General features: G+C 41.9%; 18 protein-coding genes. 6 read left to right on the top strand and 12 right to left on the bottom strand.

What is annotated here, in order from left to right; genetic code table 11:
- Positions 1-7 precede the first annotated feature (7 nt).
- Positions 8-415 carry a hypothetical protein gene (locus M4S28_RS22185; protein WP_249632896.1) on the top strand — a complete coding sequence of 136 codons (408 nt, stop codon included), beginning with the start codon at positions 8-10 and terminating at the stop codon, positions 413-415.
- On the top strand, positions 415-2,001 hold the full coding sequence (locus M4S28_RS22180) for a BCCT family transporter (protein ID WP_004731433.1): 1,587 nt from the start codon (positions 415-417) through the stop codon (positions 1,999-2,001). The genes M4S28_RS22185 and M4S28_RS22180 overlap by 1 nt, the downstream gene beginning before the upstream one ends.
- A gap of 150 nt (positions 2,002-2,151) precedes the next feature.
- Here the strand turns inward: M4S28_RS22180 and M4S28_RS22175 are convergent, their stop codons facing one another.
- Positions 2,152-2,514: a RidA family protein gene (locus tag M4S28_RS22175; protein WP_004731436.1), complete on the bottom strand. Its 363-nt coding sequence runs from the start codon at positions 2,512-2,514 to the stop codon at positions 2,152-2,154.
- A gap of 251 nt (positions 2,515-2,765) precedes the next feature.
- On the opposite strand from M4S28_RS22175, the gene M4S28_RS22170 reads away from it, so the two are divergent.
- Complete coding sequence (locus M4S28_RS22170; RefSeq protein ID WP_076646849.1) at positions 2,766-3,212, top strand: DUF417 family protein; 447 nt, start codon at positions 2,766-2,768, stop codon at positions 3,210-3,212.
- Positions 3,213-3,376: 164 nt separating this feature from the next.
- On the opposite strand, the gene M4S28_RS22165 is transcribed toward M4S28_RS22170, so the two are convergent.
- The 11 genes from M4S28_RS22165 to M4S28_RS22115 all read right to left on the bottom strand — a co-directional run bounded on the left by M4S28_RS22165 (position 3,377) and on the right by M4S28_RS22115 (position 11,121).
- A complete protein-coding gene (locus M4S28_RS22165) occupies positions 3,377-4,129 on the bottom strand; it encodes an alpha/beta hydrolase (protein ID WP_249632895.1) in 753 nt (250 codons plus the stop codon).
- A gap of 200 nt (positions 4,130-4,329) precedes the next feature.
- Positions 4,330-4,614 carry a YciI family protein gene (locus M4S28_RS22160; protein ID WP_249632894.1) on the bottom strand — a complete coding sequence of 95 codons (285 nt, stop codon included), beginning with the start codon at positions 4,612-4,614 and terminating at the stop codon, positions 4,330-4,332.
- Positions 4,615-4,659: 45 nt separating this feature from the next.
- Positions 4,660-5,178 carry a GNAT family N-acetyltransferase gene (locus M4S28_RS22155; protein ID WP_249632893.1) on the bottom strand — a complete coding sequence of 173 codons (519 nt, stop codon included), beginning with the start codon at positions 5,176-5,178 and terminating at the stop codon, positions 4,660-4,662.
- Positions 5,179-5,247: 69 nt separating this feature from the next.
- On the bottom strand, positions 5,248-5,712 hold the full coding sequence (locus M4S28_RS22150) for an acyltransferase (protein ID WP_249632892.1): 465 nt from the start codon (positions 5,710-5,712) through the stop codon (positions 5,248-5,250).
- 120 nt (positions 5,713-5,832) lie between these two features.
- Positions 5,833-5,982 carry a hypothetical protein gene (locus tag M4S28_RS22145; RefSeq protein ID WP_004731446.1) on the bottom strand — a complete coding sequence of 50 codons (150 nt, stop codon included), beginning with the start codon at positions 5,980-5,982 and terminating at the stop codon, positions 5,833-5,835.
- Between the two features lie 94 nt (positions 5,983-6,076).
- On the bottom strand, positions 6,077-6,433 hold the full coding sequence (locus tag M4S28_RS22140; RefSeq protein WP_249632891.1) for a hypothetical protein: 357 nt from the start codon (positions 6,431-6,433) through the stop codon (positions 6,077-6,079).
- A gap of 214 nt (positions 6,434-6,647) precedes the next feature.
- On the bottom strand, positions 6,648-7,895 hold the full coding sequence (locus M4S28_RS22135; protein WP_249632890.1) for a RidA family protein: 1,248 nt from the start codon (positions 7,893-7,895) through the stop codon (positions 6,648-6,650).
- Between the two features lie 577 nt (positions 7,896-8,472).
- On the bottom strand, positions 8,473-8,934 hold the full coding sequence (locus tag M4S28_RS22130; protein WP_249632889.1) for a GNAT family N-acetyltransferase: 462 nt from the start codon (positions 8,932-8,934) through the stop codon (positions 8,473-8,475).
- A 78-nt stretch (positions 8,935-9,012) separates the two neighbouring features.
- Complete coding sequence (locus M4S28_RS22125) at positions 9,013-9,363, bottom strand: hypothetical protein (RefSeq protein ID WP_249632888.1); 351 nt, start codon at positions 9,361-9,363, stop codon at positions 9,013-9,015.
- 198 nt (positions 9,364-9,561) lie between these two features.
- Complete coding sequence (locus M4S28_RS22120; protein WP_102499864.1) at positions 9,562-10,026, bottom strand: GNAT family N-acetyltransferase; 465 nt, start codon at positions 10,024-10,026, stop codon at positions 9,562-9,564.
- 210 nt (positions 10,027-10,236) lie between these two features.
- On the bottom strand, positions 10,237-11,121 hold the full coding sequence (locus M4S28_RS22115; protein WP_249632887.1) for an AraC family transcriptional regulator: 885 nt from the start codon (positions 11,119-11,121) through the stop codon (positions 10,237-10,239).
- Between the two features lie 193 nt (positions 11,122-11,314).
- Here M4S28_RS22115 and M4S28_RS22110 point away from each other — a divergent pair, with 193 nt between their 5' ends.
- The 3 genes from M4S28_RS22110 to M4S28_RS22100 all read left to right on the top strand — a co-directional run bounded on the left by M4S28_RS22110 (position 11,315) and on the right by M4S28_RS22100 (position 14,232).
- Positions 11,315-12,463, top strand: a complete 1,149-nt coding sequence (locus M4S28_RS22110; protein ID WP_249632886.1) for an iron-containing alcohol dehydrogenase — start codon at positions 11,315-11,317, stop codon at positions 12,461-12,463.
- Positions 12,464-12,688: 225 nt separating this feature from the next.
- Complete coding sequence (locus M4S28_RS22105) at positions 12,689-13,435, top strand: amino acid ABC transporter ATP-binding protein (protein ID WP_017078274.1); 747 nt, start codon at positions 12,689-12,691, stop codon at positions 13,433-13,435.
- Positions 13,435-14,232, top strand: coding sequence for an amino acid ABC transporter permease (locus tag M4S28_RS22100; RefSeq protein WP_249632885.1), 798 nt, complete (start codon positions 13,435-13,437; stop codon positions 14,230-14,232). The genes M4S28_RS22105 and M4S28_RS22100 overlap by 1 nt, the downstream gene beginning before the upstream one ends.
- Positions 14,233-14,242 lie beyond the last annotated feature (10 nt).

Here is a 14,242-nt window from a genome sequence, read left to right as displayed (position 1 = left end):
AATTTAAATGGGACTTTACTCACCACTTAAATCTCTTCGCAAAACAACTGTAGGTAACAACGCAAATTTAACACCTAAAATATTCTCTATTTATAAAATGACTCGCATTAATTTGTTTATAGCATGCAATGAGTCGACACTTATTTTGCACCAACAACTAATATTAATTTATTTCGGAAAGCTAAAAAATAATGTCTCAAAAATCAGAAATGTGACTCAGCGTTGGAAAAAAATTCGTATCAAAACTAACCAAAAAGTAGAGATTTACAGTCGATTTGGCTTTCTTTTTGGAATTCGCCCACCTTTTGATAACAAATGTGTTAGTATCTTCGGCTTTTTTGACGAACCTCACACTTCTATGCAAGTGTGGGAGAAATACATAGGCTTGAAAGAGCCAAATATAGCGAAGAAATAATGTCCAACTTGACGCAAGTCGCCAACGAAAACATCAACGCAGAAGCTACTTCTATCGATTTCAATAAAGCTCAATCTTTGGGTGAAAAACTGGAACTCGGAAACCCAGTATTTTGGCTTAGTGGGAGCTTTTTAACCCTCTTTGTCGTCCTTGCTTTCACCAACACCTCCGTGTTGTCCGAACTTGTAAACATCGGCTTTAGTTACTCAACTAAGTGGTTCGGTGCTTTCTGGCAAGTCCTACTACTACTCAATTTCATTATCGGCTTAGTGCTTGCACTAGGACGCACAGGCCACGTTCGTTTAGGAACGCTTGCTCTCCCTGAAATGACCACCTTTAAATGGATGTCTATCGTCCTATGTACGCTGCTAGCCGGCGGTGGTGTGTTCTGGGCAGCCGCAGAGCCTATTGCTCACTTTGTTTCAGCTCCGCCACTTTATGGCAACGCTGATCCTCAAGCGATGGCGTTCAACGCCCTATCACAATCTTTCATGCACTGGGGCTTCCTTGCCTGGGCAATCTTAGGTGGTTTGTCTTCCATCGTGTTAATGCACCTGCATTACGACAAAGGTCTTCCTCTTAAGCCACGCACGCTGCTTTACCCAGTACTTGGCGACAAAGCAATCAACAGCTGGATTGGTAACGTAGTTGACGCATGCAGCATCGTCGCTGTAGCCGCAGGTACTATCGGCCCTATCGGTTTCCTTGGACTGCAAATCAGCTACGCGTTGAGCGAACTGTTTGGTATTTCCGACAGCTTTGCAACTCAAAGTGTTGTTATCGTTTTCGCTATCGCAATGTACACACTGTCTGCATTGAGTGGCGTGAACAAAGGTATCCAACTGGTTAGCCGTTACAACATCATCTTATCAGTGTGCCTAATCGGCTACATTCTGCTAGTAGGCCCAACGAGCTTCATCATTGATGGCTACCTACAAGGCATGGGCGAAATGGTGGATAACTTCATCCCAATGGCACTGTACCGCCAAGATACAGCGTGGCTAGGTGGCTGGACCGTATTCTTCTGGGGTTGGTTCTTAGGCTATGGTCCGATGATGGCGATCTTTATTGCTCGTATCTCACGTGGCCGTACGATTCGCCAAATGATCGTTTCTATCAGCATCGTTGCACCGCTAGTAACATGTTTTTGGTTCAGCATCGTTGGTGGTAGTGGTCTAGCGTTTGAATTAGAGAACCCAGGCGTAATTTCTAGCGCGTTCGAAGGCTTTAACCTTCCTGCTGTGCTACTGGCAATTACCGCTCAACTGCCGTTCCCTACTTTGATTGCGATTCTGTTCCTTATCCTGACGACCACGTTCATCGTGACAACAGGTGACTCGATGACTTACACCATCAGTGTAGTAATGACAGGCACTACAGAGCCAAACGCAGCCGTACGTACCTTCTGGGGTATCATCATGGGTGCAGTAGCCATTGCTCTTATCTCAATGGGTTCTGGCGGCATCTCCGCTCTACAGTCGTTCATTGTGATCACTGCCGTTCCGGTATCGTTTATCTTACTGCCATGCTTATGGCACGCACCGAAGATCGCAAAACAGATGGCCAGAGATCAAGGTCTCGCTTAATGCCTGACCCGATTTAGTTTCGGGTAGCGTATAAAATTAAAAAGCCACTCAAGTGATTCACCTGAGTGGCTTTGTTTTATCTGTTCGCTGTCTAATTGATTAGCTGATTAGCGTTTATACGACCAATGCTACTTCTACCGATATTTCGGCTTATTGAAACTTTTCACCCGCAGCAACCATAAACGACATCTCAACCAATAGCTCAGGGTTTGCCAGTTCTGCTTTCACACATGCACGGCTTGGCGCACAGCCTTCAGGGAACCACGATTCCCACACTTCATTTAACGCGTCAAAATTGGCAAAATCTGTTAGGTAAATCGTTACCGACAATACGCGAGATTTGTCACTGTCGACCAAGCTCATCATTTCTTCAGCTTGATCAAAAATTTGCTGAACCTGACTCTTAATTCCTGCCGTTGTATCCGTCTCTGGTACCTCAACAAAACTTGCGATGCCATTAAATACAGTTACATCTGACCAACGTTTGGTCGGGTTAATTCTATGGATTTTCACGAGCGATTCTCTTCTTATAATTAGGGATTTACGTCAACGTAATCTAATCCAAATTCCTAATATTGAAAACAAAAATTAGAAAGCTCCTCTTCTTGCATAAAACCTCCCCTTCTCTACCCAGCATCTTGCGACTCGATTTTTCAGGGATCGAACCTGAATTCGCTAAAAAAGATTAAGTATTGTTCTCAAAGCGAAATTAATTTTGCACTAGTGCGGTCATATTCAGGGATTTTATTAAATGGAGTACTTTTATGCATGTTCAAACCTATGATTTAAAACAGAGTAATGTGGGATATAACCTTGGAGTGGTTGGCGTAGCATTAGTGCTCGCTTGGATTGGTATTTATAAGTTTACGCCAACCGAAGCGATGCTCATTGAACCACTAATCGCAAATCATCCTGCAATGAACTGGCTTTACAATCTGTTCTCGGTACAAGCTGTATCTAACATGGTGGGTGGCGCGGAGATCATTGTCGCGATTGGACTGATCGTTGGATTTAAGAAACCAACAATTGCTTTCTACTCAGGTATTGCTGCAGCGGCTATCTTTGTTGTGACACTCAGCTTCCTAATTACAACGCCAAACGCTTGGAAAGTATCGGATGGCATCTTAGTCACTAACTTCTTCCTAGTGAAAGATATTCTATTTTTGGCGATCGCGATTAGCGTAATCGAACGTAACAAACCTCAGAAGTAACCGTAAATCTATAAGTGGCCGAAACTAGAAGTAACCTTAAACCTTGAAATAAAAAGACTCGAAGCTGGCTAGAAGGACGCTGCCAGCTTCTAATGTATAAGGCGATAATCGATTAGGTCGTCTATTCCGAATACAGTTATCACGCACTAATGGATTAGATGTTTCTACTCAACTTTTACTCTCAACTCTTCGCACGCTAAGCCATCCAAAAAGCCAATAATAATGTCATTCGTACTTTGCTTCGCGAGATTAGAACCATAATCGCTTAAATCCATATGTTTAGAGTCTGGAATCTCAACAACACAACTACCATATTGCTTTTGCTCTGATTCAGTCGGTAGCACACCCTCTTTGGTAGGGTATTCAGTTGCTCGAATGGAAAGCACTCGGATATTTTCACTTTTAGGTAAAGTGACTCGTTTATGGTCGAGCGTAATTAACTGAGAAACATAACTTTTATTTTCGTTACTCAACCATGTAGAAATGTCGCCTCCGTTCGAATGCCCGACTAAGGTTAACTTGTTAAAATCATAAGCAGGGAAACGATTCGCTAGCTCGTGCTGAAGAACATTGAGAGTCTGTGCCCCTCGCGTCCAATTTTCAATTCGCGTTTTATACAAATCACCAGTCTTCGATAGAGGAGGATCACTTGGTAGTTCGTGATCGACATAAATGGTCATGTAACCCCTATCGTTTAGCATTTCTCCAACAAAACTATATTTGGTGAATGGAACTCGATTACCGGCACTAATAAAAGCCACGTCACACTGTTCTTTCGTTGTGCAACTATCAGAATCCTGCGGTAAAACAACCTCTAGATGTATAGAGCGATCTCTTGTTGAATCAACAATGACCATTGACTGCGCTGTCGCAGACAGAGATAAGGCACCTAAGCAAACACCTATTAAATACTTCATATCACCTCGAACTCATAAGAATGCAGCCATAAAGACAATAGAAACTATGCCTTTAATCTTCAAAACTGCCCTGCCAAATTTGCGGCTAGTATTACCCATACAAATTCACATCACAAGTTGCCACTGGTGAGCATTTAGATAATAAAATCTAAATAAAATAACAAGTAAGGTATCAATTCACGTCGTAGAGTAAATGTAACCTATAACAAAAACTTGAACTCTTGAGACGCCTTGGTTGGCAACATCTCGATGACTTCATACTTAGCGATATTCTCTCGATGAAAGGGATCCTCGGTCAAAATCATGTCTAACTGTTCCCTGTTACTAAGCGTGGATAAAATAACACCACCAGTTCGAGGGTTCTTACGACCCGACAACTGAAAGTGCCCGAGTTCATACTGCTTGTTTAAAAACTCAACATGTTCTGGAATGAAGCGATCTATTTCTTTCAAAGGCACTTGGTATTCAAGAGAAACAATAAACATTATATTTCCTTACTAATAGGAGGAGTTAACATTGAAAGTATTCAGTTACACAGATAACGCTTTGCGATAATAATGAGCATCTTGATCCTTCCCTTTGAACACGGCGTAACTTTCAACGCGCTCAACTAAATCAAAGCCTGTATTGAATAAGATTTTGTTTGAACCAACATTACACACTAACGCATAGGCATCAACATATTTAAGGGAAGAGTTCTCAGCCAAGTAGATAAGTAACTTCCTCACCGCGTTAGACGCAATACCCTTAGAACCAAATGCGTGACCTACTCGATAACCTAGTTCTCCACTTCCAGCGTTCTGGTCGATATCACGAACATTGATTCGCCCACAAATAGTGCCATTAGCGTCTTTGATCAACATAGGAATCATTTCGCCATTGTCATACTCTGTTAGAAAGCTAGTGACTTGCTCGACAACACCCGTATTAGAATAGAAACGGTCTTCCCGAGCTGGGACAAATTGCTCAAACCACTCTCTATTTTCAACTTCAAACTCCAATAAAGCACTGGCATCGCTTGGGTGAAGTAAGTGTAAAAATACATCCATATCAATACTCTGTCGCTTATCTAAAAAGCCGCACCTTATGATTCATACAGCTCAGCTTGTCTTATGAATCTAAGGTAAGTCTCTTAACTTCTTAGCAGGGTTGCCAGCATAGATACCTTTCTCGGTGATGTCTTTTGTCACCACACTGCCCGCGCCGATTACCACCCCTTCGCAAACACTGACAGGCAACACTGTCGCATTAGAACCGATGGTAACGTTATTTTCGATAACGGTACGTCCCCAACTGTCTGGGTTTGGATCTGGTTTGCCATCTTTGAACAAGTCATTGGCAAACATTACTCCATGCCCAACAAAGCAGTCACTTCCGATAGTCACATACTCGCAAATAAAGGTGTGAGATTGAATCTTACTTCTCTCGCCTATCACGGAGTTCTTTTGAATCTCGACAAAAGGGCCAACGAACACATCATCTTTAAGCTCACAGCCATAAACGTTGCTTGGTCCGATGATCGTGACATTCTCGCCACAGGTAATGTCAGTAATCTGTACCTTTAACACTCTTGGACTGGCCATACTTCCTCTCGACATTAGCGTCACAATTCAACATAAGCGATTGTGCCGTAGCCATTTAAGCACAAGCAAGTTGGAGTAGAGAGAGTTGGCGGTGGATCAAACATTCCACGAGTCTGTTTACTAAAACAACCCAACCAGCAAAACTGACAATAACACTCCACTGATAAAACTTGGAGCATGAAATGGGCGAGCTTTAGATTTTACGTACTCTTTCTGAAGATCTTCTTGATAAGTTTTAACAGCGAGTTCTTTTACGTAGTTATTTTGCATAATAAGCTCCTTCTTAATCAGTAAGAGAAGCTTAAGACTTGAAGTTAGGTTGAGGTAAAGCAAAAATTCAGATTAATTGAACACTTTAGTTTTGTTACTCGAGGATTACCCTGAACACATCGTTATTCACGCCGCCAACATCCACTAACTCTCCCGGATTCATAACAAGCGAGGCGTTTAGTTGTCGTGTTGAACGCGGCTCTTTTTTTTCTCGAATCACTAACATATCGACAAAGTAGCCTGAGTTTTGCTTTGATATTGAGCCCGAGAAAGTAACACTCTCCTTTCTATTGGCTAGCACCGAACTAAATGTTTTATCCTCTAAAACACCTGCAGAGATGGATGTATCACCATAAAATAGCGTTATGGTTGTTGGGTCGGGTACCAACTCTTGATTGGACGAACACCCTATTAGGGTAAGGCATAGCAGTAAGATGGCTCGAAATTGCATAAGCTGGTTTTCTTTATTACGTTAAGCGTCTGTTTTTCATATTAAAACACTTCAACCTTATAAATACCATATTTACGGGATAAGCTTAGGTGTGTCGCTTCGATGGACTTGAGTAATGAGGTGAACGGATCAGATCACGGCCTGTTGAATTTGCTCCCTGTTTGGAAACTAAAGCCGAGATCTGATCGATATTATCGAGAAGGATTCAATTGATTTAAGCAACCACGTCTTGTGGAGGCGTGCCTTCACAATTAGAAACGACAGCATCAATTTGAACTAAAGCATTCATTGGGATTTCTGAAACCCCTACTACAGTTCTTGCAGGCAGTTCAGCATTAAAGAATGTTGTGTAGATTTCGTTTACCGCATCAATATCTGAAATATCCTTAAGTTGAATATTAATTTTCACCGTATCGTCCATGCTGTGGTCAACACTTTCAATTATCGATTTAATATTTTTTAAACATTGTTCCGCTTGCTCTTTTACACCACCAGCAACAATTTCATTTGTTTTCGGGTCTAAAGGTAATTGTCCTGAAATATGATTGTAGTGAGAGAAAGCAACAGTATGCGAATAAGGCATGAATGGTGCTGCAACAGTATTATTGGTTTCAATAACCAGTAAGCGAGTGTCTTCTGGTAATTGCGGCGGTGTACCGTCGCCATGTGAAACGGATGTATCAATTTGAATTAAAGCACCCATTGGTAATTCAGCTGCGTTAACAACGGTACGAGCAGGAACGTAGCTTGGGAAGAATTTAGCACATACTTCATTTACCACTTCCGCATCTGCGATATTTTTGAGGTAGATAGTCGTTTTAACCACATCATTCATGACATGTCCGATGCTTTCTAAAATAGCTTTAATGTTTGATAGACATTGGACCGTTTGCGCTTCGATACCACCATCAACCAACTCACCTGTGGTTACATCTATCGGTAACTGAGCTGAAAGATTGTTGTAGTGAGAAAAAGCCGCAGTCTGCGTGGACACAGCACTTTGAGGCGCATTATCCGTATTTCTTGATACCTTAACTAGTGCGCAAGGTGCTTGTGGTTTAGTGCCTTCGCCGTTTGAAATAAGAGCATCCATTTGAACTAGCGCATCGCTGTTTGGCAGTGCAGCGACACCCACGACAGTACGTGTTGGAAGGCTGTTGTGGAAGAAGCTTTTGTAAACTTCATCAATAGCATCGATATCAGAAATATTCTTAACGAAAACATTAATCTTCACCACATCATCCATAACATGGTCGATGCTTTCAACAATCGCTTTAATATTATTTAAGCATTGCGTTGCTTGGTCTTTAATATCACCAGTTACTATTTGACCTGTTTTAGGGTCAACAGGTAATTGAGCAGAAAAGTTATTATAATGAGAAAAAGCGACCGTTTGTGTAGATACAGAATTAATTGGTGCATTTTCAGTATTTCTTGAAATTTTAATGATATCGCTACTCATCGGAATTATCCTTTTAATAATATAGGAATACGTATTTATATTTAATAATCGTATTGGAAAGAATGATTAAAGTAGCGCTATATTAATTTAATTAATTTAGTAGAAACGTGATAACAGTCAGGCTATCACTTAACCATAAATCAGGGAGTTACAGAATAATTAGTCACAACACGACTAATTATCCGCAATAATAGGGCGAAACGAGTAATAAATTCTCTTTATCTTTTGATATATTCAACAATCATGAATACTCACTCAGATAAAGAGATGGATAACTTTCTAAGTTTAGAAAATATTTGATAGGTTGTTCACATTAAAAGTCCTCAAATCCTCTTACTAGACTAATTATTGAGCTAACTATCTTATATACGTGCATAAACTCTTAGGCTGGTTAACTAATTATTTTAGAGGGCTGATATTATATAAACACATTAATAATATATTCGAAAATCGAATACCAGCAGACTAATATTACCTACGATTAGATACATTTGCTCATCTTGATTAACAAGGGGATTGTGCTCATTCGTGGTATTCGGAGAATCCATCCACTAGACGCCACCCAAATTTAAAAGTTTCAGCGTTGAATACCTAAGAAGTTAGACCACTTATCTTTTACTTCAGGTGTTAAATCTAACGTAAATTCGTAGCCTAAATGATTTTCACGAGTGACCTCAAACCCCAGATGCTTGTGAAACTGCACCGATAACTCATTGAGGCGTAGGACATTGCTCACTAAAACAGTTGAGCGGTTATTTTTAAGTTGATCGGCAATGGAACGAAACAAAAAAAGGAATGCCGCCTTACTTCGATAGTTTGGATGCACCACAAACATAGGCACAAACCACTGACCATCTCCCAAATCACGTAGCGTTACATAACCAATTAATTTGTCTTGTCGACGATACTCAAACAACAACCCCTGCTCAATTGATTCAGCACGTGATGCCAAATAAACATCTCTTTCGATCGGAAACCCAGCTGCTTTAAAAATTGACTCCAACGTGAGCATATCTAGTTCCAAATACTCTTCCATCATTACCTTCTCAGCCAATATCTTACTGGCGAAACTTTCCAAGTATTAAGTATCATGGCAACTCATTTGTTCTACTGGAACTCAAACAAGTTGAAGAACAAAGCAAGCAATAAAAGCGGGTAAACCAGCGATGAACAACACTAGCCCTGTGTGGTAGTTCATTCGGTAGTGTTCTTGTTGGTCTTTATCAAAATCATGGCCTTCGACCATTTTGTAGACTTTATCTGTTATAGGGTCATCAAGACGTGTCGTCTTACTATGAACACCACCTTCCCACATTAACTTCGCTAGAACCCAAATGACAATGACCACAAAAAATAGAAAGTCGACAAGTCTTGTCGTGGCAAAGAAAGGAAAAAACTGAGATAGCGCTAAAACTGCCAATGCTGCTGTTAGATTAATTAATGCTACTTTCTTCAATAAGTCGAACAAAAGACCTCCTAGAGTATCAACATGATTTAAGCAGCTGTGACTGGAAATCTTCTAATGTCATCACAGACTCCAACTTTGGTGTATTCTTGAAAAACAACACGCATAGTCAACCCAGCCTCACTTCTCATCCAATTCATAAACTCACGGTCAAGCTCAGAACGCCATATGTGTTGAATCATTTTTGTGAAGCTTTCGATTTCAAGGTTTAAAAGTCATTACCGACTCATTTCCTAAAGTTTGCAAGCACTCAAAACCTGATTTGTTGTACGTGCTTATCGCGTGAGTATTATTAGTAAAAACTGTGAGTCTTAATTCTGCTTCATTGCGCGACTCCAATAAAAGCTTAGCGAGATTTAGCATTTTAATGCTGATAGCACGTCCTCTAGAGCTTGAAGTCACAAACATTTGAATGACTTCTAAAGAAGAATCATCAATAGGTGTCAGCCCACATAAGCCGACAAGTTCTTCCCCGATAAATGCACCGATCATGACACTTTCCTGAGAAGCACTTTCAATTAGTCCTTCAAAATATAACTTTGGCATTTTTGACTGGGCTTCATAACCAGAGCCAAAGCATTCTGGATGTAATCTCAAACTTTCAAGTCGTAGTGCGCGATACTTAAGGCTATCTTTGCTTTCTAGTATTTTACAATGAACGTCCATATTTCCTCACGTGAGAATAATCGCCGTTAGTCCGAAAAGTTTAACGCTTGAACGCAAATTCCTTCCTAACAACTTACTCATGACGACTATGCTTTGTTGTTTAATAACAGATATTTATAAAACATCCACTTTTCGGGCAACTAAAATATACAAACAATATTGCATAATATGAAATACCGCACGTTTCGGAACATAAATATTGAGTAAGGGCTAAACAGCTCTTGGAGTAGTATTGAAGTGGCGCTTAAATTCGCGGCTGAATTGGGATGGGCTCGAGTAGCCGACTCGGCGAGCAGCATCGCTGATGCGAAGGCCTTCTAGCTGAATCAGTTCTTTGGCTTTGTTAAGTCTCACCTTCTTCAAATATTGAAGAGGTGATTCAAAGGTGACATTGCGGAATGCATTGTGGAAGGCAGACACGCTCATGTTAGCTTCATCGGCAAGCGATTGAACAGTGATGGTTTGGTCATACTCTTCATGCACTTTAGACAGCGCTTTAGCGACACGTGCATAGTGTCCGTCATGATGAGCTAAATCAAACAGCACACGCCCTTCTGAACCGGTTAATGCGCGGTAGACAATCTCGCTGACCATGGCATCACCCAATATGTTGGCTTCAATGTCACAATGTAGAGTTTTGACCAATCGAGTAAAGCTCCCCAGCATTTGCTCTTCCATTGGCGCCGATTCTAAGCCGCTCGAATTCTGCTTGTGCTTGTTGCAGTAGCTCTCTAGAAAGCCTTGGTCTTCCAACTTTTTGACTAAGCTATGCAAGCGCTGAGAATCGATGCTTATCGACAAACCAAGCAATGGTTCGCCATTTACAGGTAAGGCTTCACACTCCAATGGCATTGGCACGCCTACCACAAGATAATCACCAGCAGCGTATGTAACGGGTCTGTCGCCAATGTAGATGTTCTTTTTGCCCTGCCCGAGCATGATAATACCCGACTGGTAAGTAAATGGCTGACGCTGATTCCCGCCAATGCTTCTATACAACCACACACCGCCAATTTCAGTTTCTCTGATCCCTTCGAGATCATCCCAACCTTTGTGTTCTACATAAGACTGTAACAACTGCGCGAGTGTTTTCATAAGTGGCGACTTTCCATTCCAAGTGCTAAGAGTAATTAAGCTAAAGCAGAGAAAGAATATCAACTTTGTAGAAATAGGCAATTTATTTGGAGGATCAGCTCTTCATCACCCTAGATTACTGTACTAATATGCAAATATAGAAATTGAGCAATCAACTAAAATAACAAATTGAGCTTTACACAAGGAATCTCTAATGCAATTCACTTATGTTAACCCTACAGTTATCCACTTCGGCCAAGGCCAAATCAACGCTATCAACCAAGCGGTTGATACTTCGAAGAAAGTACTAGTCATCTACGGTGGCGGTTCAATCAAAAGCAACGGTGTTTACGACCAAGTTGTCGCTTCTCTAAAGGATCACGCTTGGATTGAGTTCGCTGGTGTTGAAGCTAACCCAACCAAAGAGACGCTAGATAAAGCCGTCGCTCTTGTTAAAGAAGAAAACGTAGAGTTCATTATCGCTGTTGGCGGTGGTTCAGTAATCGACGGTTCTAAGTACGTTGCTGCGGCGGCTAAATACGACGGCGACGGTTGGGATATCCTAGCGGGTAAACACCAAGTAACAGAAGCGACACCAATTGGTGCGGTACTGACACTTCCTGCGACAGGTTCTGAATCTAACATGGGTGCGGTAATCACTCGTAAAGAGACTCAAGAGAAACTGGCATTCATGAACCCTGCGGTACAGCCTAAGTTTGCGGTTATGGACCCAGACGTAATGAAGTCTCTACCTGAACGCCAACTGATCAACGGCTTGGTTGACGCGTGGGTTCACGTATGTGAACAATACATCACAATGCCAACAGACGCGATGGTTCAAGACGGTTACGCTGAAACACTGCTGAAGAACCTACTTGTACTGGGTAAGCAATACGACGAGCGTGACAACGACGCTTGGCGTGCAAACCTAATGTGGACAGCAAACCAAGCGCTTAACGGCCTGATTGGTACTGGCGTTCCTCAAGATTGGGCAACACACATGATTGGCCACGAATTCACTGCGCTATGGCACGTAGACCACGCGCGTTCTCTTGCGATTGTTCAACCTTCACTACTTCGTAATCAAATCGAAGCGAAGCGTGGCAAGCTAGAGCAAATGGGTCGTAACGTATTTGGCCTAGAAGCGGGTGCTGATTTAGCCGAGCGTACAATCGCTGCAATCGAAGCCTTCTACCACAGCCTAGACGTTCCAACCATGTTCGACGGTTACGAAGCAACGAAAGCGGCAGCAATCGACAACGTTGTTGCTCAACTTGAATCACACGGTTACCTGCAACTTGGCGAAAACCAAGCAATCACGCCAGAGAAAACGCGTGAGATTTTAGAGTCTGCTATTCACTAAGAATTGCTAAAGTAGAGAGAAAGCAAAGACAATGACCACAAAAAGATGATTTTTTACATCTGACTGAACCCATTACTTATTTCTTTCGTACAAACAAAGCAGCGTTCATTTTGGGCGCTGCTTTTTAATTTGCCCTACAAGATGCTATTAAATTCTCATAAGTCCTTAATTTTATGTGCATTCAGATTTCTATATTGGTAAGGTAAACCTGTCTCTTTACTAGGTATGAACAACGATTTGAACAATCTCAAGGAAATGGTTAAGTTTAAGTCACTTAACAAGTGGTATGGTGATTTTCATGCCCTAAAGGATATCGATTTAAATATTGAACAAGGAGAGATAGTGGTGATTTGCGGGCCATCAGGTTCGGGTAAATCAACCTTAATCCGTTGTATCAATCAGCTAGAACCTTTCGAAAGTGGCGAGCTTTGCGTGTTAGAACAAGTGCTTCCGAGTAAATTCAACACACCTGGCCAAGTCGGAATGGTGTTTCAGCATTTTCATTTATTCCCCCATCTTACCGTGCTCGAAAACCTGACTCTGTCGCCGATTCGTACGCTTAAAAAAAGCAAACGAGAAGCTGAGAAGATTGCAATGCACTATCTCGAGCGCGTACACATCGCTGAACAAGCCAACAAATACCCAGTGCAACTTTCTGGCGGTCAGCAACAACGTGTAGCTATCGCCCGTTCGCTGTGCATGAAGCCTGAATTACTGCTTTTTGATGAACCGACTTCAGCGCTTGATCCGGAGATGATCAACGAAGTGCTCGACGTGATGGTTGAACTGGCGAGCGAAGGTATCACCATGGTGTGTGTGACCCACGAAATGGGCTTTGCAAAACAAGTGGCCGACCGCGTTATCTTCATGGATGAAGGACAAATTGTGGAATCGAATACGCCACAAGCGCTCTTTGAAAACCCTCAACATGAACGTACTCAAGCGTTCCTAAATCAGATCCTGACTTATTGATGTTGATTCGAATTATTAAACCCGCCCTATCTGCTTTGGTACAGATTGTTGTACTGGTGGCTGCTGTTGTTTGGATTCTCGACTCTGGTGCGCAAACCATGGGATACAGCTGGCAATGGGAGCGTGTGCCGGACTATATTGCTTTCTATGAAGATGGTGAATGGTGGCCTGCAGAATTAGTTGAAGGGCTACTGGTTACCATCAATATCTCTTTGATTTCTTTGGTTGCTACGCTGATCATTGGTTTAACGACAGCACTATTGAGAAACTCAAATTCGGTGGTTGGACGCACCTTAGCCACCAGCTATGTTGAGTTGATTCGTAACACGCCGTTATTAGTACAAATTTATTTGCTCTATTTTGTATTTGGCCCCGTATTAGGGCTCGATCGCTTTAGTACTGCCGTTTTAGCCTTGGCACTTTTCCAAGGCGCTTACACCGCCGAGATATTTCGTGCTGGTTTAAATGGTATTGCGAGAGGACAATTTGAAGCAGCTCAATCCTTGGGCTTATCAAAGACCTATACTTACTGGGATGTGATTCTTCCTCAGGTGGTGCAACGCATCTTGCCACCTTTGACCAATGAAGTGATCTCTCTTATTAAAAACTCTTCAATTGTGAGTGTCATGGCTATTTTTGACCTGACGACTGAAGCCAGAAACATCGTTTCTGAAACCGCGATGCCATTCGAGATTTGGTTCTCTGTGGCGATCATTTATCTTGCTCTTACACTTTCACTTTCTGCCGTTGCTGCTTGGCTTGAGCATAAGCTCGGGGCTAACTGGCGAACACAATAAGGATTTATCA

Origin of the sequence: Vibrio sp. J383 (assembly GCF_023503985.1) — a bacterium.
Classification (GTDB): Bacteria; Pseudomonadota; Gammaproteobacteria; order Enterobacterales; family Vibrionaceae; genus Vibrio; species Vibrio splendidus.
This window is presented reverse-complemented; position numbering and strand designations above follow the sequence as displayed.